This is a genomic window from Jeotgalicoccus saudimassiliensis, assembly GCF_000756715.1.
Classification (GTDB): Bacteria; Bacillota; Bacilli; order Staphylococcales; family Salinicoccaceae; genus Jeotgalicoccus; species Jeotgalicoccus saudimassiliensis.
Map to the genome: position 1 here is coordinate 996,395 of NZ_CCSE01000001.1, position 25,418 is coordinate 1,021,812.

The window sequence follows — 25,418 nt, forward strand, 5'->3', positions numbered from 1 at the left end:
GGCTATTCCACACCTCTCATGCTTTTCAGGCGCGTCTCAACTTCTTCATACTGCGTCTGGTAGCCCGCTTGTTTTTTACGTTCTTCTTCAACGATTTTTTCCGGAGCGTTGCTCACAAATTTCTCATTGTTAAGTTTTCCTGATACACGTTTAAGTTCGCCATTTAGACGTTCCAGTTCTTTTTCAAGACGCGCGATTTCTTCTTCTTTATTAATTAATCCTGCAAGCGGCAGTACGACTGTTGCCCCTTTAACGACATCTGTCTTATCGTCGTCACCTTTATCGATTGATGCAGCAATCGTTAAGTTTTCTGGATTCGTAAAGCGCTCGATATAATGCTTGTTGCGCTCTACTGCAGCACGGCGGTTGTCATCTTTGACTTCAAGTTTAATATCGATTGGTTTGGATAACGGCGTATTGACTTCATTACGCGTCGTTCTCACCGATTTAATAATATTTACTAAGAGCTCCATTTCAGCTGAAGCGTCGTCAAAGTTAAGTGACTCATCTACGACCGGCCATTCGCTGACAACGATTGATGTTTCTTTATTGATTGTCTGGTAAATTTCATCCGTCACAAACGGCATAAACGGGTGAAGCATCTTCAGAATCTTATCCAGCGTATAAAGCAGCACCGAACGTGTCATCTGTTTCTCTTCATCTGTACCGTGAGTCATCGGCACTTTCGCCATTTCGATATACCAGTCACAGAAATCATCCCAGATAAAGTTGTATAAAGCGCGGCCGACTTCACCGAACTCGTAGTCTTCCGACAGACGGGTTACATCTGCGATTGTCTCGTTTAAACGTGTCAAAATCCACTTGTCAGCGAGTGATTTATCGCCTGTTAAATCGATATCTTCCAGCGTAAAGTCTTCACCGATGTTCATTAATGCGAAACGTGAAGCGTTCCAGATTTTGTTAATAAAGTTCCATACGCTCTCTACTTTTTCATCACTGTAGCGGAGATCCTGACCCGGCGTTGAACCTGTAGACAGGAAGTAACGCAGTGCATCCGCACCGTATTTATCAATAACATCCATCGGGTCTACGCCGTTGCCGAGAGATTTCGACATCTTGCGGTTCTGCTCATCGCGTACAAGACCATGTAATAACACATCATCAAATGGTTTCTCGCCTGTCTGCTCTAAAGATGAGAAGATCATACGCGCGACCCAGAAGAAGATAATGTCGTAACCTGTAACCAGGACATTCGTCGGGAAGTACTTGGCAAGGTCCGGCGTTTCGTCCGGCCAGCCCATCGTCGAAAACGGCCATAATGCACTTGAGAACCATGTGTCCAGCACATCTTCGTCCTGCGTCCAGTTTTCAATGTCTGCAGGTGCTTCTTCGCCTACGTACAGTTCGCCTGTTTCATTGCGATACCATGCCGGAATCTGGTGTCCCCACCATAGCTGGCGTGAAATGACCCAGTCGCGGATGTTTTCCATCCAGCCGTTGAACGTGTGTTCAAAACGGTTCGGCACGAAATCGATACGGTTATCTGTGTTCTGATTTTCCAGACTCTTCTCAGCGAGCGGCTTCATGCTCACGAACCACTGTGTCGATAAGTACGGCTCAACAATTGCGTTTGAACGCTCGGAGTGGCCGACAGAGTGCACGTGAGATTCGATTTTAATCATAAACCCTTGTGCTTCAAGGTCTTTAACCAGCTGTTTGCGGCAGTCGAAACGGTCCATGCCTTCGTACTGTCCGCCGAGCTCGTTAATCGTGCCGTCCGGGTGCATCACGTTAATGCGCTCAAGGTCGTGACGGTTACCAATTTCAAAGTCGTTCGGGTCGTGTGCCGGCGTGACTTTCATCGCACCTGAACCGAAATCTTTCTCAACGTATGAATCTGCGATGATCGGCAGTTCGCGGCCGACGATCGGTAGTGTTACTGTTTTGCCGATAAAGTCCTGGTAGCGTTCGTCATCCGGGTGAACAACAACCGCTGTATCTCCGAGCATCGTCTCAGGACGCGTCGTTGCGATTTCTAAAAACCCTGAACCGTCAGTTAACGGATACTTCACGTGGTAAAAGCTGCCTTCGATATCTTTATGAATTACTTCGATGTCGCTCAGTGCAGTCTGAGTTTGCGGATCCCAGTTAATAATATATTCACCGCGGTAAATTAAATTCTTGTTGTACATATCAACGAATACTTTACGAACCGCTTTAGATAAGCCTTCGTCCAGTGTAAAGCGCTCTTTATCGTAATCGAGACCGAGCCCCATCTTCGCCCACTGTTCGCGGATGTGCGATGCGTATTCCTCTTTCCAGTTCCACGCATGCTCTAAAAACTTCTCGCGGCCAAGTTCCGAAGTTTTAATGCCCGCTTCGCGGAGACGCGCATCCACTTTCGCCTGCGTTGCGATACCCGCGTGGTCCATGCCCGGCAGGTACAGTACATCGTAGCCCTGCATACGCTTCATGCGTGTAATAATATCCTGCAGCGTCGTGTCCCATGCGTGGCCAAGGTGCAGTTTACCCGTCACGTTCGGCGGCGGAATAACGATAGAAAACGGTTCTTTGTCGCTGTTTACGTCGGATTTAAATAAACCCTGTTCCACCCACTTGTCGTATTTACCCTGTTCAACTTCAGCCGGATTATACTTTTTCGGCATTTCCATATCGATCACTCCTCTTAATTTTAAAAACAAAAAAACTCCAGTCCATAAATAGGACGGGAGTTCCGCGGTGCCACCTAAATTCAGGCATACTGTCTGCCTGCATCTCAACTTGGTGATTAACGCTCACCGCACGTATTGGATTACTTGTTCATACGGACCGGGTTTGACTTCGGTGTTCCGCGAACGTTCACACAAAACTTATCATAGTTACTTTCACTGCAGGCACCGGTAAACTTCCACCAGCCGTTTACTCTCTTTTGCGCCTGCCCGCAGCTACTCTTCTACGTCTCTTGTTATTTATATAGCTTAATATTATGCGACTTTTAAATAACTGTCAAGATTGAAGTGGCCTACTGTCTGCCCTGTTTTCTCCGTATGCTGCTGAGATATTTTAAATAGTAGCCGACGATCGGCACGACGACGATTATAATGAAGAAAATTCTGAAGATGTGATAACTCGAAATCATCGCAATATTACCGCCGGTCTCAATCGCGATAACGATAATCTGGCCGAGCCCGCCCGGTGCGGCACTCAGAAACAGGTCGTTAAACTGATGCGTTGTAAACAGCTGGAATATAAACACGATAAACATCGTCCCGAAAATGAGCAGCAGGTTCTGAAACAGAATTGCCAGAATCAGACGTCTGTTCAGCTGCGTCATTAACGATGCAATCTGCAGCCCGATTCTTATACCGAATAAAATCTGAGCGATGTTAATAAACACGAGATCCAGTGAAAATTCAATGCCCGTCGTTAAATTCCATATGATGAGCACGATAATCGGACCGAGCATTAAGCTCGCCGGGAATTTTATCTTGTTAAGAATGTATATAAGTGCGAATGCGGCGATGGGAATAATCAGCATTTCCGGTGTGAAGATTGCCGACAGATAATTGACGGCGACAGGTTCGGCTGTGATATCCGCCGGCGGCGTGAAGATGCGCGCGACGAACGGCACGATCAGGACGATGAGAATAATGCGCGACATCTGTGTCAGCGTGACGAGTAAAATATCAGCGCGCTTCTCCTCCTCCGCCATAATCAGCATTTGGGATAATGCACCCGGTACCGAAGCAAGAATTGCCGTTTCCGGTGTGCTGCCGGTTAAATATATAAAAAACCGGGAGAGAATAAGACTGAGTATAAGAACAAGAATGGTCATAAGAAAAATGTTAAATAAGTCAGCCCGCATATCCAGTAATGCGTCGAGCGTCAGAGTGGAGCCGATTTCGATGGCCATAATGGCAACACCGAGATTACCGAGCCAGCGCGGAAAAAACAATTCACGCTTAATCAGTCTGAGGTAGAGAATCGTCGCAATCATCGCACCAAAGAGCCACGGCAGAATCATGCCAATTGCAGACAGCCCGCTTGAAATTAACGCGGCCAGAGCGACGAGCAGCAGAAAACGAAGTACTTTCATAAAATCACCTTATCTATTCAAGTGTCATTTATAATAATAACTTATTCTGGTAATGATATAAAGTAAGTTGCATTTTACACTTTATTCAGAAAATTGGTGGTGGTGATATACAACCGGGGGCGCCGGTTGCGTCGGTTCTGCCTGTTCACAACCGGGGCCGCCGTTGTCATTCGGGGCGGGTCGGTTTACAACGGGGGCGCGCCGTTGTCATTCGGGGTGCGTCGATTCACAACGGGGGCGCGCCGTTGTCATTCGGGACGGGTCGGTTCACAACGGGGGCGCGCCGTTGTCATCCGGGATGGGTCGGTTCACAACGGGGAATCGCCGTTGTCATTCGGGGCGTGGCGGTTCACAACGGGGGCGCGCCGTTGTCATTCGGGACGGGTCGGTTTACAACGGGGGCGCACCGTTGTCATTCGGGGCGCGTCGGTTCACAACGGGGGCGCGCCGTTGTCATCCGGGATGGGTCGGTTCACAACGGGGAATCGCCGTTGTCATCCGGGATGGGTCGGTTCACAACGGGGGCGCGCCGTTGTCATTCGGGGTGCGTCGGTTCACAACGGGGGCGCGCCGTTGTCATTCGGGATGGGTCGGTTCACAACGGGAAACCGCCGTTGTCATTCGGGGTGCGTCGGTTCACAACGGGAAACCACCGTTGTCATCCGACCCCGACCCGCCCCACGTTCACAACAAACCCCGCTGCCATCCAAAATTTCCTGGATAACAGCGGGGCAAACACAAACTGAGCTCTAACTCTCAAACCGGGCTCCAAACCTCATCCAGCCACCGGTTTTTATCTTACTGATTGTCGGGCTTTTCACTGATTACGCGTTCCTGTTCTTTCAGGAACAGCGCGAACACGAGGCCGACGACAGCCAGTACGGACGACGCGATAAAGGTTGCGTTGACGCCGGTGATTTCGTCGGATGGTGTCGGCGAACCGCCGGAAATGTTGAACGCGACCCCCGTCATAATTGTGATCAGCAGCGCGGTGAAGAGCGACCCGCCGATCTGGCGCATCGTATTGTTCAGCGATGTGCCGTGGGCTATCATATGATTTTCGAGCGCGTTCATCGCATACGTGGTGAGTGCCATCATCGACAGTCCGACGCCTAAAAAGCGCACGGTGTAAACGATAACGATATACGTAAATGTTGTTTCTGTGCTTAAAAACGACATCAGAACGGAGGTGATCAAAATCAGTATCAGGCTGGTAAATGTAAGGATCCGGATGCCGTATTTGTCAAACAACCAGCCGGCGACGAGCGACATGACGCCCATCACAATCGCGCCGGGCAGTAGTGCGAGTCCCGACTGGAATGCGGTAAATCCTAACATGTCCTGCATTAATACAGGCACGATGTTGTTCGCGCTGACCATCGATACGAAGACGATGATTCCGATCAGTGTGGCCATCAGGAAGTAACGGTTTCCGAGCACCCGGATTTCCAATATCGGCTGCACGAGTTTAAATTGTCTCCGCACAAAAAATCCGACGATAACGAGACCGGCAGCAATCGGCAGGATGACTTCCATACTTCCCCACCCCGTCACACCGGCAACGGAAAATCCGTACAGCAGTCCGCCGAACCCGAGTGTCGACATGACAATGGATAATATATCGACTTTCGGGTTCGTCTGTTCGGTGACGTTCCGCATAAAGAAATATGCGAATAAAATGTTCAGTCCGGCGAGCGGTGCGATGATGATAAACAGCGTGCGCCACGGCCAGAATTCCACTATGTACCCTGACAATGTCGGCCCGATTGCCGGTGCAAACCCGATAATTAAGCCGAACAGTCCCATCGCTTTACCGCGGTTTTCAACAGAGAACATCTGCATTAAGATGACCTGCGACAGCGGCATCATAATACCGGCACCGGATGCCTGGAGTATGCGCCCGGCTAAAAGCACCGGAAATTCTGTGGACAGTGCAGCGACAACGGTCCCTGCTGCAAACAGAATCATCGCGGTCATGTATAATTTCCGAGTCGTAAATTTATTGATTAAAAATGCGGATATCGGAATCATAATTCCGTTCACTAAAAAGAATCCGGTCGTCAGCCACTGCGCTGTACTGAACGGAATATCGAGATCCGCCATAATGACCGGCACTGCGGTCACGAGCAGTGTCTGGTTTAATATCGACACAAATGCACCGACGATTAATATCGCAATGACGAGATTGCGGCTGGACGTGCTTCCCCTGTCTTTTTTTCTGTTCATAATAATTCGTCTCCCAATCCCCTTGGTTATATAGAAAAAGACAAACTCATGCGATGCGAGTTTGTCTTTTTATCTCAACTATAAATTATTCAGTAAAGAACTGGTATAAAGCAGTCAGTTCTTCATCAGCAATCTGGTCTGCACTGAATGCAGGCATAGATCCCTGACCGTCACGAACGATTGAAGTGAACTCGTCTTCAGCAAGACTTGTACCTGCTAAAGCCGGACCCATAGCTCCTGAGAAATCCTGACCGTGACATGATGCACAGTTGTCGCGTGCGATACCTTCAGCATCAACGTCGCCGCTTGAAGCTGTTTCTTCGCCGCCGCCTTCTTCACCTGATTCTTCTCCAGAATCTGCTGTTTCTTCTGTTGCAGTTTCTTCTTCAGCAGTGTCGCTTCCGCCGCCGCTGCCTAAGTGGAAAATAAGTAAAGGAACGATTAGGAACACAACAAGTACAGGAATTAACCAGTAAATGTGCTTAGTGCCTTTAGAGTTCGGTTCCGGATTTCTTTCGATGTAGCGAGGCTGGCCATCTACTTTTACTCCGCGTGAACGTTTTTTATTATCACTCATTATGTCTACCCCCCATTTAAACTATCACTCACTATTATACACATATTCTATAACTCATGAAGTACAAAATTTAAATTATTTACCCGTAACTTTACTTAATGCATTATCAAACGCATTAATTGTCGTCTGGATATCGTCTTCTGTATGTTTAGTTGACAGGAACATGCCTTCAAATTGTGACGGCGGCAGGTAGACTCCTTCTGCCAGTAATGCCTGGTACATTGCTCTGAACAGCTCCAGGTCACTTGTGTTTGCACTGTCGAAATCCGTTACCGGTCCTTCTGTTAAGAAGAATCCGATCATTGAGCCTGCACGGTTAATCGTGATCGGCGTATCGTGTTTTTCGAATACTTCTGTCAGCCCTTCTTCAAGCATGTCTGCGAGTTTACCGAAGTACTCGTAGCTTTCAGGTGACAGCTGGCTTAACGTCGCAAGGCCTGCACTCATCGCGAGCGGGTTGCCTGACAGCGTTCCGGCCTGATAAATATCTCCTGCCGGTGCGATGCGTTCCATAATTTCTTTTTTACCGCCGTAAGCGCCGACCGGCAGTCCGCCGCCGATTACTTTACCGAGACACGTTAAGTCCGGCTTAATACCGAAGTGGCCCTGTGCACAGTTGTAGCCGACGCGGAATCCTGTCATCACTTCATCGAAGATTAACAGCGTGTCGTTTTGTTCTGTAATGTCGCGCACGAACTGCAGATAACCTTCAACGGGAGGCACTACACCCATGTTCCCTGCAACGGGTTCCATGATGACTGCAGCGATGTCGTCGCCGAATTTATCGAATGCTTCTTTAAGACTTTCTTCGTCGTTGTACGGGACAGTGATTGTGTTTTTCGCAGTGCCTTCGGGTACGCCCGGAGAGTCCGGAAGACCAAGTGTCGCAACACCTGAACCCGCTTTAATTAATAATGAGTCACTGTGGCCGTGGTAGCATCCTTCAAATTTAAGAATTTTGCTCTTTCCTGTGTAACCGCGTGCGAGACGGAGTGCCGCAAGCGTTGCTTCAGTACCTGAAGAAACCATACGCACCATTTCGATTGACGGTACGCGTTCCATAACAAGTTCAGCCATCGTAGTTTCAAGTTCTGTCGGTGCACCGAATGATGTGCCCTTAACTGCAGCGTCCTGTACGCTTTTTACAACTTCATCGTCAGCGTGGCCGAGAATTAACGGACCGAAACTTAATGAATAGTCGATGTACGAGTTGCCGTCCACGTCGTATAAACGCGCGCCTTTGGCGTGGTCGATAAATAACGGATGGTCCCCTACTGATTTAAACGCACGTGCCGGAGAGTTGACTCCGCCCGGCATGACTTTAACCGCGTCAGCATAAAGTTCTTTTGACTTGTTATACATAGTTAAATTTCTCCCTTATTAATTTTTTCCGCAAGATCTTTCGCGAAATAAGTAATAATCATGTCTGCGCCTGCGCGCTTCATTGAAATCATCTGCTCGGCAATCACTTCTTCATCTACAAGACCCTGATCGATTGCGTTGCGTGTCATTGCGTACTCACCGCTCACGTTGTAAGCGACGATCGGCATGTTCGAGTTGTTGCGCACGTCGCGGATAATATCGAGGTACGATAACGCCGGTTTAACGATCATCATGTCCGCACCTTCAAGCGTGTCGCTTTCCAGTTCGCGGAGTGCTTCAAGACGGTTCGCCGGATCCATCTGATACGTGCGGCGGTCTCCGAATGACGGTGTCGATTCCGCTGCATCCCTGAACGGACCGTAGAACTTCGACGCATACTTAATGCCGTAGCTCATAATTGGAATATGTGCATAGCCTGCACTATCCAGACCCCGACGGATTTCTGTCACGAAACCGTCCATCATGTTGCTCGGCGCAATAATATCTGCGCCCGCTTTCGCCTGAGATACTGCAGTCTGTACTAAGAGCGGCAATGTTGAATCGTTGTCGACATCTTTTGTGACCGGGTCAATTAAGCCGCAGTGGCCGTGGTCTGTGTATTCACACAGGCACGTGTCCAGTATAACGAGCAGTTCTGGATAATGTTCTTTCGACAGGCGGCATGCTTCCTGCACGATACCGTGATCGTGGTAGGCACCTGTGCCCTCAGCGTCTTTGTCATTCGGAATACCGAAGAAAATAACACTTTTAATGCCGAGTGCAACGACTTCATCCAGCTCTTCTTTAAGCAGGTTTAATGAAATCTGGTATACACCTTTCATCGATGACACTTCCTGTTTTACGTCCGGTTTTTCAACGACAAAAATCGGATAGATTAAATCATCTTTTGATAGTTTCGTTTCGCGCACCATGTCGCGCATAAAACCGCTTTGTCTTAAACGGCGATGTCTGTCAAAATTCATTATTCCATACTCTCCTTAATAAAATTAATCATGTGTCCGAGCGTTTCATGCTCCGGCTTTGATGCCGTCAGTCCGTATTGATTTAATCTCGACTCGGTCACGTGACCGATCGCTATAAAATGAATACTCTGTAACTCGTCCGGTGTAAAGTGTCCCATTAAGCTGTCGACCGCTGACGGTGATGACAGCGTTAAATAATCGATGTCATCCAGATTCTCACGGATTTTCTGAATAGAGCCTTCGTGAACTTTCGGGTAATACAGTTCGATTTCCGTCACTTCTCCTCCGCACTTACGCATATAGTCGCGCATTAACGGACGCTTTTTACTGCTTGCGGGATAGAGTATTTTATCGCCGGGATGAATGGTACACTCCTCGATAAACCCTTCCTGCGTATACGTCGACGGTTCAAAGTCCACATCGATGCCGTGGGCATTCAGCGCCTCGGTCGTCTTCACGCCGATGCTCGAAATGTGCTCTGTCTTCACGCGCTCAAAAAACGGCAGAAAATGTTTCACCGTATTTTTGCTCGTCATGACGAGCCACGTATAATGCTCTTCGAGCAGACTCTCATCAAACGGCAGTATTTCGGTCGTAATGAGCGGTGCGTGGACGAGTGTTAAATCCTCATCCTCACCCAGCCCGAACGTCGACTGCGTAACGTAAACCACCGGTTTACTTGCCGGCATTATTCTCGTTAATCATGTCGATAATATCTTTTGCACCGATTTTTTCCATCTCGTCTGCAACGAGGTTACCAAGCTGTACCGGATCCGGGTGTGATTTTTTAACGACATAGCGTTCGTTGCCGTCTTCTGACATAATTAATCCTGTTAAATACAGTTCTCCGTCTTCAAGCGTCGCATAACCGCCGATCGGCACCTGACAGCTGCCGTCCATACGTTTTAAGAATGTGCGTTCCGCTGTCGTACATGTCGCATCATCTGTTGAATGGACAGTCTGCAGCATTTCGATTAATTCGTGGTCGTCATCGCGCACTTCGATACCGAGGGCACCCTGTGCGATTGCCGGGATGAACTCTTCGGGGTCGAAGTATTCAGTCACGACATTGTCGCTCCAGCCCATGCGTTTCAGGCCGGCCGCTGCAAGTAAAATTGCATCGTATTCGCCGGATTCCATCTTCTTAATACGCGTGTCGATGTTACCGCGAACCCAGTTTACTGTAATGTCGTCGCGCATCGATAACAGCTGTGCGCCGCGGCGTAAGCTTGACGTGCCGACGATGCTGCCTTTTGGGAGATCTTTAAACAATACTTTGTTGTTCGATAAAAACGCATCGCGCATATCTTCACGTTCAGGTACACATGCGATAGTGAACCCTTCAGGCAGTTCGCTCGGAACGTCCTTTAAGCTGTGAATCGCCATGTCGATTTCCTTATTTCTGAGCGCTTCTTCGATTTCTTTCACGAAAAGCCCCTTACCGCCGACTTTCGATAACTGTACATCGACGATGCGGTCACCTTTAGTGACGATTTCCTTTATTTCAATTTCCGCTTCCGGGAACTGTGCCTCAAGCTTCTTAATAAACTGTTTAGACTGTGTTAAGGCAAGCCCGCTTCTCCGTGAACCTACGATAATTTTTCTCATGATTTATACTCTCCTTAAAGTGACCAAAAATGAAAATTCGATATTTCGGACAGGATTAAATAATTCAGCATAACGAGGACAAAAATTGCGATGCTGTACACGGCAAACTTCGTCGTCTCCTGCTTTAATTTAACACCGGCCAGAATAAAACTGTACAAAATAATGACACATACTGTGCCGATAACTTTCGGATCAAAGAGGACATTCGGACCGATAATCTGAAGCCCCCACACGATTCCTATTATAATACTTATACTCATCAAAATCACACCGATAAAGGTCAGCCTGAGCATAACTTTTTCAGCGGTGCCGATACTGAAAAGCGAAAAGAAACTTCTGTTGAACTTCTTCTGTTTTAAATTCCGGCGCTGCACGAGGTAGATGACCGCGTTCAGCATGCCGATAAAGAACGTTACATACGCTGCGAGCGCACTGCCCACGTGGACGATTAAGAGCTCGTTCACTATTTCAAGCGTCAGCGCTGTTGAACTGAAGTTCAATGAAGAAAATGTATAGACGGTCATTAAAAATATCGTAATGATTAAGTAAAACAATAATATAAACTCGGACTTCGTCTTCATAAAGTGAATAATGCCGAGCAGTATGAATACGAAACTCAGACTGAATATGCTCTCAGCGAGTGTCAGAATCGGAATCCGGCCAAGCTGGACACCGAGCTGCACGACTGACAAAAAGTGCAGCACTACTGCCGGTGTGAGCACATACAGAGAAACCTTTCTGACTTGTCGATTTCTTAAAAACAAATCATATGACAGTGCAGAAAGGCTGATAAAATATAAAAGTAATATAATTTCTTGAATGCGGAACATCATATCCATAAGATATCCACCCTGCTAATTAAGGTTAAGCTGTTCTTTACGCGCCTGCAGTTTCTCTCTAGTTTTGGAACTGGATACTTCTTTTGCTGCTTCCACTTCTTCTTCGATGTGGAACATCTTCATAATATCTTCGAGTTTTTCATCGCGCTTTTTATCGCCTGCGATTTCTTTCGTGAAGATAATCGGGTCGCGCAGCATCTGGTTAATAATACTCTTCATATGTTTTGAAATGACCGTACGCTCACGCTCGGACATGTCCGGCAGCTTACGCTCCAGCGAGTCAAACGTTTCGTCGTGAATTTTCAGTGCGTTCGTGCGCATCGCCTGAATGACAGGCACGACACCCTGCACCCGGAGCCAGTCTTCAAACTCCGCAGTCGTGCCGTCGATCATCGCCATAATTTTCTCTGCTTCCTGTTCGCGTGAAGCGAGGTTCGAGTCAACGAGCCCCTGCAGATCGTCGACGTTGTACATATATACATTGCCGTCCGTATCGATTGCAGGATCGATGTCTCTCGGCAGCGCGATATCGATCAGGATTAGCGGAGACCCGCCGCGCGTTTTGTTCACCGCATCGATCATGTCTTTTTTAATGACATAGTCCGGTGACGATGTGCTTGAAATAACAATGTCAGCTTCTTTCATTTCGGACTCGAGTGCATGAAGGTTTGCAGCACGTCCGTTAAAACGCTCTGCCAGTGCTTCGGCCTTTTCAATTGAACGGTTTAACACGACAACATCTTCGATGCCGTTTGATGTTAAGTTTAACAGCGATTCTTCGGCCATTTCACCTGCACCGATAACGAGTACTCTGCTCTTTTTAACGTTCGCAAATATACGTTTCGCGAGTTCAACCGCAGCATATGAAATAGATACTGCGTTTTTTGAAATATCCGTTTCGTTATGCCCGCGTTTCGCGACAGTAATCGCCTCTTTAAACAGCTTGTTAAAGATCGTCCCTGTCGTATGTTCTTCCTGTGCCGTTAAAAACGCGTCTCTGATCTGTCCGAGAATCTGCGTTTCGCCGAGCACCATTGAATCGAGACCGGCAGTCACTTTAAACAGATGTGAAATCGCGTCGTCGGCAATTTTCATATCCGTCATATCTTTAATTTTTTCGTATTCCACGTCGAACCAGTCAGCAAGAAACTTACGCGAATAATACGCACCCGTATGTTCCTGATCACTCACGACGTACAGCTCAGTACGGTTACATGTCGATAACAGTGTCGCTTCCAGTATACTTTTCTGTTCGCGTAATTTATGAAGCGCCTCTACGACTTCATCATCCTGGAATGTGACCTGTTCGCGTTCTTCCACGCCGATTTTTTTATAATTTAGACTTAATGCAATGATATGCACTATAATGCCCCCTCAAAACTTTAGCCGCACATAAACGTTCACAATATGCGAATTTAACTATTCCCTATTTATACTAATTATAAATTAGGGATATATCAAGCGTTCTACACAAACTTTTGTAAAGCTGTCATAATTTCAGGCAGATTACGCTTGTCCAGTGAAGAAAACGCGAAAATCTGGTCTTCCGGTTCCATTTCAAGTTCTTTTTTAATGACGCTGATATGTTTTTGTATTTTACCGCGGGCAATCTTGTCCGCTTTTGTCGCCACGACAATAACCGGCATTTCGTAATATTTCAGGAAATCGTACATTGAAATATCGTCTGCTGTCGGCGGATGGCGCAGATCCACAAGCTGCACGACACATGTCAGTGTTTCGCGTTTTGTCAGGTAGCCCTCGATCATGGCGCCCCACTTTTCGCGTTCGGATTTCGACTGTTTGGCGTAGCCGTATCCCGGAACGTCGACAAAGACGAACTTGTTGTCCGCGTTGTAAAAGTTCAGCGTAATTGTTTTACCTGGTTTCGATGACGTACGCGCCACACCTTTACGGCCGCACATTGCATTAATAAATGATGATTTTCCGACGTTTGAACGTCCGCTTAATGCGATTTCCTTTAAACCTGTTTCCGGATAATGCTCCGGTTTTACTGCAGATGTAATAATATCCACGTTACCTGGATTAATTTTCATTCTGGTCACTTCCTTTAAAAAAGGCTGTCGCAATGACAGCCTCTATTTTTTATGCACTTTTCTTGTCTTCGTTAATTTCATTGCCTTCCGCATCGTAAATCAGCGGATCTTTTTCGTCGACGATTGTTTCGCGTGTAATGACCACTTTCTTAATGTCATCGTTTGACGGCACTTTGAACATGATGTCCACCATGCGTTCTTCAATAATAGAACGCAGTCCGCGGGCGCCTGTTTTACGTTCGATTGCAAGTTCACTGATTGCATCGAGTGCGTCTTCTTCGAACACAAGTTCAACGTCGTCGATTTCCATCATTCTCGTGTACTGTTTAACGAGCGCGTTTTTCGGCTCCGTTAAAATAGATTTCAGGGCGTCAACATCAAGCTCTTCCAGATAGCTGATAATTGGCACACGACCGATGAATTCAGGAATCAGACCGTAGCTCTGAAGGTCATCCGGACGGACTTTCGCCATCAGCGCGTCTTTATCCGAGAAGTCTTCTGTCGCACCGCCGAAACCGATCACTTTATCGCCTAAACGGCGTTTAATGATGTCTTCCATGCCGTCGAACGCTCCGCCTAAAATAAACAGAATGTTCGTCGTATCAATCTGAATCGATTCCTGGTTCGGGTGCTTGCGTCCGCCCTGCGGCGGTACGCTTGCTGTTGTTCCTTCAAGGATTTTAAGAAGTGCCTGCTGCACCCCTTCACCTGATACGTCACGTGTAATCGATGTGTTTTCGCTCTTACGTGCGATTTTATCGATTTCGTCGACGTAAATGATGCCCTGTTCGGCACGTTCAACATCGAAGTCCGCTGCCTGGATTAAACGGAGCAGAATGTTCTCCACGTCGTCACCCACGTAACCTGCCTCTGTCAGACTCGTCGCATCCGCGATTGCAAACGGCACGTTCAGAGAGCGTGCAAGTGTTTGCGCAAGCAGTGTTTTACCGCTTCCTGTCGGTCCGATCAGCGCGATGTTACTCTTCGCGATTTCAACTTCATCTTCATTGATGTTGTTAATGCGCTTGTAGTGGTTGTAAACAGCTACACTTAATGCACGTTTCGCATTAAGCTGTCCGATTACATACTCATCAAGCGATTCGAGGATTTCCTGAGGCTTCGGAATATAATCGAATACTGCAGTATGATCCATCTTAAGTTCTTCTTCTATAATTTCATAGCAGAGCTCGATACATTCGTTACAAATGTACACACCGCTGCCGGCAATAAGTTTTTTGACCTGTTCCTGATCTTTACCGCAGAAAGAGCAGGTTAAATCAGTATCGTCTTCGTTAAATTTAAACATTTATATACACCTCATTATTTACTTCCAATAAAATATACTAGAAACCGTGCCTGAAATCAATTGAGCTGCATATTGATGAAAAGCTCTACACAAACGTGCAGAGCTTTTCATGTATGAGGTTCACTTTATTGATTACTCAGCTTTTTTACGGTTGTCTACCAGTACGTTTAAAGCTTTTTGGATTTTAACATCTTCTTTAATCATCGTTGCATCGCCAAGTGCTTTTTTCACATCTTCAACAGGCATGCCGAACTGTTCAGCCAGACGGTTGATTTCTGCGTCTACATCTTCGTCAGTCACTTCGATGTTTTCTTCTTCAGCGATTTGTCTTAATGTTAAGTTCGTGCGGACACGTTTAAGCGCATCTTCTTTCATTTGTTCACGCAGTGCGTTTTCGTCCTGACCTGACAGCTGTGTGTAAAGTTCAAGGTTTAAGCCCTGCTGTGATAAGTTCTGTTCGAATTCCTGAAGCATGCGTGAAGTTTCAGTGTCCACCATTGCATCCGGAACGTCGATGTCAGCGTTGTCAGCTGCTCTAGCAACTAAGCTCTCTTTAAGCGTTACTTCGTAGTCGTTTTCTTTCTGTGCTTTAACCTGCTCTGTAAGTTCAGCTTTAAGCTCGTCTACAGTGTTCGCTTCGCGGCCTTCAAGGTCAGCAACGAACTCGTCAGTTAATTCAGGTGTTTCTTTAACTTTAAGTGCGTTCACTTTAACCTGGAATACTGCTTCTTTACCAGCTAATTCCTCAGCGTGGTATTCTTCAGGGAAAGTAACGTTAACGTCTTTCTCTTCGCCGATTGCCATGCCGACCATCTGCTCTTCGAAACCTGGGATGAATGAGTTCGATCCTACTTCGATTTCGTAGTCGTGAGCGTGTCCGCCTTCGAAAGCTTCGCCGTCAACGAATCCGTGGAAGTCGATCGTCGCAACGTCGCCTTCTTCTACAGCGCCTTCTTCTTTAACAACTAAGTCAGAGTACTCTGTAAGGATGTGATCGATCTGGTGATCAACTTCTTCGTCAGTCACTTCTGTGTCGATTTCTTCACCTTCAAGGTTTTTGTATTCGCCGAGTTTAACTTCAGGCTCAACTGTAACAGTTGCTTTAAGAATAACATCTTTACCTTTTTCGATTTGTTCAACATCCACGTCAGGCTGAGCTACCGGCGTAATACCAGCTTCGTCAACAGCTTTTGAGTAGTGTACAGGTAAAAGAATGTCTAATGCATCCTGATAAAGTGATTCTACGCCGAAACGTTTTTCGAACATTTGACGGGGTACTTTACCTTTTCTGAATCCAGGCATGTTGATATCCTTGGAAACTTTTTTAAATGCTTCATCTAAAGCAGTGTTTAATTCTTCAGCAGGAATTGTGATTGTTAAAATTCCTTCGTTACCTTCTTGTTTTTCCCATGTTTGAGACATAATACATTTTCCTCCATTAAGTCGTTTTTTCAATTAACCTGTATATTATAACACATACAAATATTGATTCAAATGATTGATTTACAGCGAGTTACGGGCAATATCAAGCTCGATTTCGTTCAGCCAGTGTTTAACTTCCGGATCCGCATCGTATGACGCGGGCATACCGAGCATTTCTTCAATGCGTTCAGCATAAGCCTTAATCACCGCATCCGCAGTAAAACCGGGCTGCACCGGATACATATATATCGCGTGTCCCATAATGAGCTCTGTAGCCGCTTCTTTAAATGACGGGTTGAACTGTTCAACTTCCTCCGTCACTTTCGGCAGTACATCCTTAACGATAAAATACTGTTCCAGATTGTCGAGTTCAGACGGCCTGACCGTCAACTCCACGCCGCATTTCTCAATGGTTAGCGTACCATTAGCGCGCACGCTTCGCAAATATAAAAGCATCGCAGTCTGCAATTCATTCCGTTCAGTTTCAAGAAACGATTCCAATATCATGTTCATATACGTAATATCGTTCGTCTCGGTAATCTTCTGAACGAATTCCAGCTGCTGAAAGAGATTCATTCTATCGAACTCATCTTTACCGATGGCCGGCTCCTGTTCTTTAAACATGCCGCGGAGTTTGTTCGCCGCATTCTGCCTTAAGCTTAAAATGTCGACGCGGAACCCCTGCGGAATGGGTTCATCGAGCAGATGACCTGAGAACTCGAGCACTTCTTCGTAGTTGCCCATATCGGACAGTGCCTGCAACATATAGACCATATGCGTTTCGTAATCTCCGTCGCCGTTGTTCATCTGTTCGAGCGAGTAATCGACGAGTTCTGCCGGACGCCCTGCACGAAGCAGCGTTTCATACAGCAGCTCTTCTGCATGTTCGGACGGTTTTGTGAGTCCGGTATATCTGTTGAACGTTTTTAAAAAACGCGCGTTATCCCCTGCATCGTAATGCGCTTTTAAATCACGCTCGAACTTCTTAATAAAACGGTGATGCGTTGTGACTTTACTGTCCATAAGCATCCCGGATAATTAATTCGCTCCACGATTCATAAGGAGACATCGTTTCAAGAACATCGTTCTTGACCCACTCAAGAGCAATCGTGTCCGCTTCGTTGTTAATAATTTTATCTTTTTCAACATCGATTTTAAGCACGAGACCGATGTGGACTTTGCCGACATCGTTGCCGTCGTCGTTAATCAGGCCGTGGATTTCGATATTCTTAACGTCGTCGTCTTTCAGGCCCACTTCCTCTTCAAGCTCACGCGCAGCATTCACACGCAGCTTGCCGTCGATATCCGCTTCATCTTCAACGTCATTCATATGACCGCCGACACCGATTGATAACAGGCCGTGCAGACGGGCCTCACCGCCGCCTTCAAGGCGTTTGTAAACAAGCGTCTCGTCTTCGTTCGTAATGATGCAGTAGCTGATCAATTGCTTGAAGCCTGGATCCTCTTCCATATCACCGCGGCGCTTCACCTCGAAATCGCCGAATGATTTCACAATCTCCTTGTAGCGGTTATCGTCTTTGGAAATAAAACCGTTAAACGCATTCTCCTCGCTGTTGAATAACGTCTCGCGATTTACAACTAAAATCTGTTCATCAAATTTACTCATGATTAATCTCCTCGCAGGCTGAAATTTATCTATATTTAATAATTAGAAAAGCTCTCACTTAAAGCCGTTTTAATTAATATCCGCCATCGTTCTTTTCAACTACTATAATATTTAAACTTTCAAATTCCATAATAGTTATTCACTCATGGAAGTTTACACAAAAATAAGGGCGTTTTCAAGGGTGGATAATTACAATCTTTTAGAATATTTAGATTTCTGCCTGTTCGATTATATTACATCCGGTGTAATATAATCCGAGAAATATTAAAAGCCCCCATTCCCTGCTAAGGAATGAGAGCTGAGCTGTCACTTATTTTTCAGTTGTTTTTCTTCTTTTAACCAGGAAGCCTAATCCAAGTGCCGCTAAGATCGCAGCAAAGATTGTTGTATTTTGTGCAGGTGTTCCCGTATCAGGGAGTACTTCCTGCTCCTCTACTTCATCAGCAGTGTTTTGAACATTGTCGTTTGATGCTGCCGGAGCTGTTTCTGTTGAAGCTGATGATTCCGGTTGTTCTGCTGTTTCAGCTGTATCAACATCCTGCTCAGTGTATACCTTCTGATGTTCGTTTGTTTTATCAGCCGAACTATCACCGCCGTCACTGCCGTTGCCACTGTCAGCCGTCAGTACAGGCAGTGTTGTATTGTCTTCGTTCTGCACGCCGTACACGACTGCATACTGACTGAAGCTGTTTACGTTAAATACGACATAGCCGTCTTCAACTCTGAAGTCCACCGCTTCAAGCGTCTCACCGATGTCTCCTAAATAGTAAACATTCGATACGTAGCCGTTGGCCGGCAGGTACACAGTGACCTCACCCTGCAGGTTGTACAATGAACCGTTCTCATCAAGCACATGGATATCGTACAGATCATGCGCTGCACCGATTGCATTTGAAGGATTCAATGTCGTCACAGCTAAAGACTTGCCATCAAGCTCACCCGACTCACTTACCACGCGGATGCCTGTCGCCGCATCTTCAACAGAAGATGAAACTTCTCCATCCGTATCAACGTCCGCTTCTGCAGGTTCTTCGTTGTCATCTGATTCAGTTTCAGTGTCCTCGCTGTTGTCATCTGATGCTTCCTGTTCAGGTTCGTCAGCGTTGTCGTCAGCATCATCTGATTCACTGTCGCTGCTTTCCTCTGCGTCGTCATCAGCGTCAGCGTCTACAGCTTCAGTTGAAGTATCTTCGGAGTCGTCATCCTCTTCAGGTGTTGTTGACTCATCGTTATCATCACTGTCAGTTTCTTCTGTGTCGTCCGCGTCAGATTCCGCCGGTTCCTCCGGAGTTTCAGGTTCTGCAGGTTCATCCTGCTCCAGGTTTTCATCGTCTGAAACTTCTTCTGTGTCGTCGTCAGTGTCCTGTTCAGGTGTTTCTTCCTGTTCTTCAGTATCATCTACTGATTCATCCTGTTCAGGCGTTGGTTCATTATCATCTGACGTATCTTCTTCAGGCTCCTGCGGCGTTTCAGTTTCCTTATCCGTATCTTCCGGAACATATTCCGCTGTCGTTAAGTCACCCGCATACATCCAGCCGAGTGCAACGCCGTTCTCGTCTTCAAGCAGGTAATACTGATCGTAGTTGTAAGTCGCTGTTCTCACCACGCGGAACTGTTGGCCCAGCAGACTGTCGGCATTTTTCGTTCTGACATCGGTAACACTCTCATATAAACCGAGGTTATTTTCATTTACCTCAGCAACAAGATTCGTCTCGCCCTCATTAATTGGCATTGAAATCTGCGGCGTCGTGACCTTATTGTACATATCATTGTAGCGCTGACCGATTAGGCTGATTACATCGTTGTACTCATAATCGTAACGCGCAAAGTATTCGTACGGGTCAGGCGAAGCCGTTCCGCCAAGGTGGTTTGAAACTGCAACGTGAGAGTACAACGTCCCTTCGCCAGTTTCTTCAGCACTCACTACAGGCAGTTTATATTTGTATAACAGGTTCGCAATGTAATCCGCGTAGTTATTAATTGATTTGGCAAAATCATGCTTATTATCGTAACGCATTAATTCAACATGCATATGCATATCATTTGATACAGGCCCCGCACCGTATGCAAGGTAGTCCGTATCCGCTACCTGAATGATGTTATCCGCATCTACGAACGCGTGAACAAATGCATTCTCCCAGTTACGGGTCATGTATTCAATTTCACCGTAAATAGTTGAGTTCTCGTTACCAACATCGTGAAGTACGACACCTGAAGGTTTACCGACTTCACCATTTTCAGGCTCCCAGCCGTAATCAGAGCCGTACGCCAATTTAGGCAGATCCTGAATATAATCATATTGAATGTCTGCAACTTCGAAATTATTATCAGCAATATACTGATTAACGTCTGTAATTGCCTGAGATAACGACATTGTGCTCATCGTGCTTGCAGTAAAGATCTCATCAGCATTTATCTCTTCATTCTCTGCAGCAAGTGAGTGAGTTAACTCAGTTAACAACTCTTCATCCGCTTCAATATTGTCAGCATTCTCTTCTAAGAAAGCAGCCTGTTCTTCAGCAGATAAATCAGCAAGTTCCTCATCCAGATTATCAGAATTATATTTGTATGTAACAGGTTCTTCTGATTGAGGTGATTCTGTTTGTGTTTCAGCTGCAGGTTCTTGTTCAGTTGATTCTTGAGTTTGTGTGGTTTCTTGTGGTTCAGTTTCTTCTACTTCAGGTTCTTCTGCGTCAGCTGGTTCTTCCTGAGCTGACTCTGTTTCAGTTGAAGCAGGCTCTTCAGTGACTTCTTCAGTATCCACTGCCGTTGTTTCTGTTTCTACAGCTTCTGATTCCTGTTCACCCCCTGTTGATTGCACTTCAGGTTCTGCAACTTCTTCTTCGACTGCAGGTTCTTCTTCAACAGTTTCCACTTGTGGTGCTTCTTCAGGCTCAACCGGTGCTTCCTCAACTTCAACAGGCTCTTCGACAACTTCCTGTTCTGTTGTTTCACCAGCCGGCTCTTCAGCGACTGCCTCTGTTGTTTGTGTTTCCTCAACAGGTTCCTCTTTTACTGCAGTTTCTTCTGTTTCAATTTCTTCAACCGGTGTTTCCGCCTGTTCTTCAACCACTTCAGTAACGGCTGGTTCTTCCGTAACTTCCTCAACAGGTTCTGCTGTTTCTGTTGCTGCAGCTTCCTCTGTTTGAGTTTCTTCAACAGGAGCTTCTGCGGATTCCTCTACAGGCTCCGTCGGTTCTTCAGTGACTTCTTCAACATTACTTTCATCTAATTCATTTTCAACGACTTCTTCAGCCTGCGCTGTTTCAGTCTCTTCTGTAACTTCTTCTTCAGCAGTTTCTGCATCAGTTTCATCTGAAGCTTCTTCACTGCTCTCTCCCGATACTTCCTCGGATTCAACCATGTCCAGTTCTGTTTCTGACGTTTCTTCACTAGTCGCGTATTCTGCTGTCTCCGGATTTGAATACTGTGTATCCTGATCTACTTCTTCTGCATTTGCCACCATTGCTGAGGCAATCAGACTCGTCGAAACGAGTGTCGGTACAATTAAACGATTCTTATACTTCATTTTTTGACCTCCATAAAAGTGTATTCTTACCTATCGTACTAAACTTTTCACAAAAATGTTGGAATTTACTGAATTTTAATAAATTTTTTTACCTGTTATCGATAAAAAGCTCTCAAACCCGTTGAGGCATGAGAGCTTTCAAATATTCAGTATTTATTTTATTACCTAGATTACCTTTATCATCATTTATGTTCTAATTTAAATTCTCGATTCCGCATCTCTTTTAGAATTTTCTCTTTATCAGGATTTTCACGCGGTTTTTCGAATGTGCGCATACCCGGTACAAAATCAGGATTAACACGTCTGGCTGCTCGAAGACCACGCTCTCTTCGTTCTGCATTTCTTTTACGTATATCTGACAGCTTTGCAGTTTTCACCATGACCCCTCCTAATTTTTATAATGTATATATTTTATTATACAACACTAGGGATATTATCGGACATTTACATTATTAGTCATGAAACACCTCAGATTACTAAGCCATGCGCAATTTATTTTGTAAGCAGCCGTCCTGACTTTCCCGGTTCATTTTTATTTCTAATTTTTCTATCCATTTTGTGTAATTTCTATTATGCAAGAAAATCCCTGTAATCATAAAATATACACCATTATAAACAGCGGTGAATATTTACAATTTTAACATTCACATAAAAAAATAAGCTCTCCCACCTTTTTCAAAGTAGAAGAGCTTATTAAACATTAACGTCCTGGGAGGGATTCGAACCCCCGACCGATGCCTTAGAAGGGCATTGCTCTATCCAGCTGAGCTACCAGGACACGTCTTAATTAACACAATAGTTATTATAACCAGGATGCATATATAAAGTCAATGCATTTTTCGGTTTTTTTAATAAAATGTTAATTTAACGTTAACCACTCCGGTTTTAGCATACGATAAAGTGCGCAGTCATGGTAATGGTCGTATAAAAATTCATAATCTTTCATAACAGCTTCCTGCTTAAATTTCAGCCGTTCCGGAATTTTTCTGCTCTTTTTATTCTCCACACCCGCAACAATTTCAATCCGGTGCAGTCCCATTTTATCAAAACCGTAATCAATCAGTCCCGTAACCGCCCGGTTCATTATTCCTTTACCGGTATACGCCTCCGCCAGCCAGTAGCCGATTTCCGCTCTTCTGCTGAGTCCGACAATTCTGTTGAAACCGCACATACCTGCGAGTTCCCCGTTGTAATACACGCCGAGTGTCTTCGATTCATGTGCATCGTTCATTTCAATCCAGTCTTTAATTATCGGCACGTACTGCCCGGGTGACGACATATAGTCCACCCACGGCAGCCATTCGCGGAGCTGTGTTCTGTTGCTGTCAACCAGCTTGTACAGCGCCTCATATTCGTCAGTCTGAACCTGTTTTAATTCCAGCGTATCGTCAATTTTGATAGTCATGATGCACAGCTCCCCTGTTTTTAATCAGCTGCCGAGATTGAATTCATCCATCAGCTTGTGCTTACGGTTGTAATAAGATGCGATTTTCGTATCCGTATCGATTACTAAATAACTTTCCGGATATTCATTGCGTGATGATGTAATACTGCCGGGGTTTATCGCGTAAACGCCCTGGATCTTTTCGATTTTAGCGACGTGTGAATGACCGTATAATGCATATTTCGCACCTGTTTCAGCCGCTTTTTCAGCAAGCGTATTGCGGTCTGACTTGATGCCGAACAGATGGCCGTGTGTATAGAACATGCCCGTTTCTTCATGAAGTCCCGTTTCAGGATAGTTGCTGTCGCGGTCCGTATTGCCCGTCACGCGCAGAAATTTCTCCATTTCCGGATCATCATACGGAAATTCGCTGTCGCCGAGATGAATCGCCGCGTCCGGTTTTACCGTGTCGTACACTTCAGTTAAAATGTTTCTCTCACTGTGATTGTCGCTGATAACTAAAACTTTCATCTTTGAATCCCCCTATTTTTTCAGCTTACTGAATACTTCAGTATCATTCATTAGTTTTTCCAGCGCTTTCCCTCTGTGACTGATTTTCCCTTTTTCATCAGAAGTAATCTCACCGAGGTAAATTCCTTTAAGCGTCTTAAACAGAGGATCGTAGCCGAAGCCGCCTGCACCATGTGATTCTGTTAAAATTTCACCTGCTAAAGTGCCTTCGTAAGTGAGCGTTTCCTCACCCGGAATCGATAAAGCCAGCACACATGTGAAGTACGCCGCACGGTTTTCAATCCCTTTTAATTCTTCAAGCAGTTTCGCGTTGTTCGATTCATCCGTCGCATTTTCACCCGAATAACGTGCCGAATATACGCCCGGTCTGCCTTCCAGCGCTTCCACCGACAGTCCCGAATCATCGCTGATTACCGGTAAATTTAACGCTTCAGCCGCCGCTTCTGATTTCAGAATCGCATTTTCCCTGAATGTCGCCCCTGTTTCCTCCACGTCGAATTCCGGCAGAATGTCTTTAATGCCGACCACTTCAAAGTCTGAGAAAATCGCTTTAAAGTCGTTGATTTTTCCCTTATTGCCGCTTGCTATTACAATTTTTGTCATTAGTAACTCTCCTGTAAATAAATATTCTCTATTTTATAATCTATATCCGGAATCCAGCTGTTTAACACTTTTTCAAACCTGTTATTATCTCCGTGGATAAAAATACGGTGTGCGGGCGTTTTATCGTGTGCACTAAGCAGCTGCTTTTTATGTAACTGCACCAGTGCCACCGAAACCGCTTCAAAGCCCGCATCAATAATATGTTTCCTGCCGTTGAAGAACTCGTCGATAAACGGCTCGATAATGGGAAAATGCGTACAGCCGAGAATCACCGTATCAGCTGCCGTATTTTTGTAGGGTGCAAGTTTGTCTGCGACCGCTTTTCTCGTAATATCCGAATTTTCAAAATCAAGGCTTTCGATTAAGTCTACAAACTCCGGGCATGGTAAATTATGGATTTTAACGTCTGAGTCAAAGCTCAGAATTCCCCGCTCGTATGCTCCCGATTTAATCGTTCCTTCTGTCGCAAGCAGCAGCATTTCGTTGTTGTCGCTTTTACGCAGCGCACCGAGTGATCCCGGGTTAATAACACCGTAAACAGGAATATCGATTTCGTCACGAAGTGCCGGCATCACTGCCGCCGTAGCCGTATTGCATGCGATAATCACAGCTTTGACGCCTTTATCGATTAAAAACTGCACAGCCTCTTTCGTGTATTGTTTAACGTCTTCCTGACTTTTCGGTCCGTACGGACAGCGCATACTGTCCGCGAAATAATACACTTCCTCGGAAGGCAGCGCGTGAGTAATTTCCTTCATCACCGTCAGCCCGCCGACGCCCGAGTCCATAATACCGATCGGTCTATTCATATGTCAGTCGCTCACTTTCCTCTAAAACATGTTCAAGTGCCGCCGGAAGAATTTTTCGCTCGTCTTCTCCCAGATTTTTAGTAATTTTCGCAATGTAATCGATACGTTTATCGATAACCTGCTGAATCACCTCTTTGCCCTTGTCCTCCATGCTGACAAGCACGAGGCGCTTATCCTTGTCTGAACGGTCGCGCCTCACGTAATTGCCGGACTCGAGCTTGTCGACAATATCCGTCGTCGTCGAATGCGCGAGGTATAACCTGTTCGCAAGCTCGCCGATCGTAATGCCGTCCTTGTCGCCCACCCATTGCAGCGCAACAAACTGCAGCGGGGAAATATCATGATGCTTTAAAATCTCCCTGCCGTTCACCCTGACGTGCGACGCGATGTAGCGCAATGATTTTTCAATTGATTTAGTCTCATGCTCATCATACATAGTAGCCAGTCCCCTTAAAAATCCTTTATAAATATAATAACGTAAATTTGAAAAAAAAAATAGGA

The 25,418-nt window shown here is 45.8% G+C and carries 22 protein-coding genes and 1 tRNA gene; all 23 read right to left on the reverse strand.

Annotation, left to right across the window (positions count from 1 at the left end):
* Positions 1-2 precede the first annotated feature (2 nt).
* The 23 genes from RZ44_RS04795 to RZ44_RS04905 all read right to left on the reverse strand — a co-directional run bounded on the left by RZ44_RS04795 (position 3) and on the right by RZ44_RS04905 (position 25,353).
* On the reverse strand, positions 3-2,633 hold the full coding sequence (locus tag RZ44_RS04795; protein ID WP_035809086.1) for a valine--tRNA ligase: 2,631 nt from the start codon (positions 2,631-2,633) through the stop codon (positions 3-5).
* 350 nt (positions 2,634-2,983) lie between these two features.
* A complete protein-coding gene (locus tag RZ44_RS04800) occupies positions 2,984-4,057 on the reverse strand; it encodes an AbrB family transcriptional regulator (protein ID WP_035809087.1) in 1,074 nt (357 codons plus the stop codon).
* A gap of 798 nt (positions 4,058-4,855) precedes the next feature.
* Entirely contained in the window at positions 4,856-6,283 is a 1,428-nt protein-coding gene (locus RZ44_RS04805; protein ID WP_035809089.1) for an MDR family MFS transporter, read from the reverse strand.
* Between the two features lie 85 nt (positions 6,284-6,368).
* Positions 6,369-6,860, reverse strand: a complete 492-nt coding sequence (locus RZ44_RS04810; RefSeq protein WP_081962355.1) for a c-type cytochrome — start codon at positions 6,858-6,860, stop codon at positions 6,369-6,371.
* A 75-nt stretch (positions 6,861-6,935) separates the two neighbouring features.
* Entirely contained in the window at positions 6,936-8,222 is a 1,287-nt protein-coding gene (hemL, locus tag RZ44_RS04815) for a glutamate-1-semialdehyde 2,1-aminomutase (RefSeq protein WP_035809091.1), read from the reverse strand.
* A 2-nt stretch (positions 8,223-8,224) separates the two neighbouring features.
* The gene (gene hemB, locus RZ44_RS04820) at positions 8,225-9,205 is read right to left on the reverse strand and encodes a porphobilinogen synthase (RefSeq protein ID WP_035809093.1); all 981 of its coding nucleotides are present in this window, start codon (positions 9,203-9,205) and stop codon (positions 8,225-8,227) included.
* Positions 9,205-9,894: a uroporphyrinogen-III synthase gene (locus RZ44_RS04825; RefSeq protein ID WP_052108811.1), complete on the reverse strand. Its 690-nt coding sequence runs from the start codon at positions 9,892-9,894 to the stop codon at positions 9,205-9,207. Before RZ44_RS04825 ends, hemB begins: the two co-directional genes overlap by 1 nt.
* A complete protein-coding gene (gene hemC, locus RZ44_RS04830) occupies positions 9,881-10,813 on the reverse strand; it encodes a hydroxymethylbilane synthase (RefSeq protein WP_035809095.1) in 933 nt (310 codons plus the stop codon). Before hemC ends, RZ44_RS04825 begins: the two co-directional genes overlap by 14 nt.
* A gap of 14 nt (positions 10,814-10,827) precedes the next feature.
* Positions 10,828-11,652 (reverse strand): cytochrome c biogenesis protein CcsA, encoded by an 825-nt coding sequence (gene ccsA, locus RZ44_RS04835; protein WP_035809097.1) that lies wholly within the window; start codon positions 11,650-11,652, stop codon positions 10,828-10,830.
* A gap of 15 nt (positions 11,653-11,667) precedes the next feature.
* Complete coding sequence (hemA, locus tag RZ44_RS04840; protein WP_035809098.1) at positions 11,668-13,014, reverse strand: glutamyl-tRNA reductase; 1,347 nt, start codon at positions 13,012-13,014, stop codon at positions 11,668-11,670.
* 104 nt (positions 13,015-13,118) lie between these two features.
* Complete coding sequence (yihA, locus tag RZ44_RS04845; protein WP_035809101.1) at positions 13,119-13,706, reverse strand: ribosome biogenesis GTP-binding protein YihA/YsxC; 588 nt, start codon at positions 13,704-13,706, stop codon at positions 13,119-13,121.
* 49 nt (positions 13,707-13,755) lie between these two features.
* The gene (gene clpX / locus RZ44_RS04850; RefSeq protein ID WP_035809103.1) at positions 13,756-15,012 is read right to left on the reverse strand and encodes an ATP-dependent Clp protease ATP-binding subunit ClpX; all 1,257 of its coding nucleotides are present in this window, start codon (positions 15,010-15,012) and stop codon (positions 13,756-13,758) included.
* 132 nt (positions 15,013-15,144) lie between these two features.
* Complete coding sequence (tig, locus tag RZ44_RS04855; RefSeq protein ID WP_035809104.1) at positions 15,145-16,434, reverse strand: trigger factor; 1,290 nt, start codon at positions 16,432-16,434, stop codon at positions 15,145-15,147.
* An 81-nt stretch (positions 16,435-16,515) separates the two neighbouring features.
* Complete coding sequence (locus RZ44_RS04860; protein WP_141638988.1) at positions 16,516-17,457, reverse strand: hypothetical protein; 942 nt, start codon at positions 17,455-17,457, stop codon at positions 16,516-16,518.
* Positions 17,447-18,061, reverse strand: coding sequence for an NUDIX domain-containing protein (locus RZ44_RS04865; RefSeq protein WP_035809108.1), 615 nt, complete (start codon positions 18,059-18,061; stop codon positions 17,447-17,449). Before RZ44_RS04865 ends, RZ44_RS04860 begins: the two co-directional genes overlap by 11 nt.
* Positions 18,062-18,371: 310 nt before the next feature.
* On the reverse strand, positions 18,372-21,590 hold the full coding sequence (locus tag RZ44_RS04870; RefSeq protein WP_035809110.1) for an N-acetylmuramoyl-L-alanine amidase: 3,219 nt from the start codon (positions 21,588-21,590) through the stop codon (positions 18,372-18,374).
* 182 nt (positions 21,591-21,772) lie between these two features.
* Positions 21,773-21,967: a hypothetical protein gene (locus RZ44_RS04875; RefSeq protein WP_141638989.1), complete on the reverse strand. Its 195-nt coding sequence runs from the start codon at positions 21,965-21,967 to the stop codon at positions 21,773-21,775.
* A 327-nt stretch (positions 21,968-22,294) separates the two neighbouring features.
* Positions 22,295-22,368 (reverse strand) — tRNA-Arg (locus tag RZ44_RS04880).
* Between the two features lie 81 nt (positions 22,369-22,449).
* Positions 22,450-22,995, reverse strand: coding sequence for a GNAT family N-acetyltransferase (locus RZ44_RS04885; RefSeq protein ID WP_052108812.1), 546 nt, complete (start codon positions 22,993-22,995; stop codon positions 22,450-22,452).
* 24 nt (positions 22,996-23,019) lie between these two features.
* Positions 23,020-23,505: a metallophosphoesterase family protein gene (locus RZ44_RS04890; protein WP_035809120.1), complete on the reverse strand. Its 486-nt coding sequence runs from the start codon at positions 23,503-23,505 to the stop codon at positions 23,020-23,022.
* Between the two features lie 12 nt (positions 23,506-23,517).
* Complete coding sequence (locus RZ44_RS04895; RefSeq protein WP_035809123.1) at positions 23,518-24,108, reverse strand: XTP/dITP diphosphatase; 591 nt, start codon at positions 24,106-24,108, stop codon at positions 23,518-23,520.
* A complete protein-coding gene (murI, locus tag RZ44_RS04900; protein WP_035809126.1) occupies positions 24,108-24,917 on the reverse strand; it encodes a glutamate racemase in 810 nt (269 codons plus the stop codon). Before murI ends, RZ44_RS04895 begins: the two co-directional genes overlap by 1 nt.
* Positions 24,910-25,353: a MarR family winged helix-turn-helix transcriptional regulator gene (locus tag RZ44_RS04905; protein WP_035809128.1), complete on the reverse strand. Its 444-nt coding sequence runs from the start codon at positions 25,351-25,353 to the stop codon at positions 24,910-24,912. The genes murI and RZ44_RS04905 overlap by 8 nt, the downstream gene beginning before the upstream one ends.
* Between the last annotated feature and the right edge of the window lie 65 nt (positions 25,354-25,418).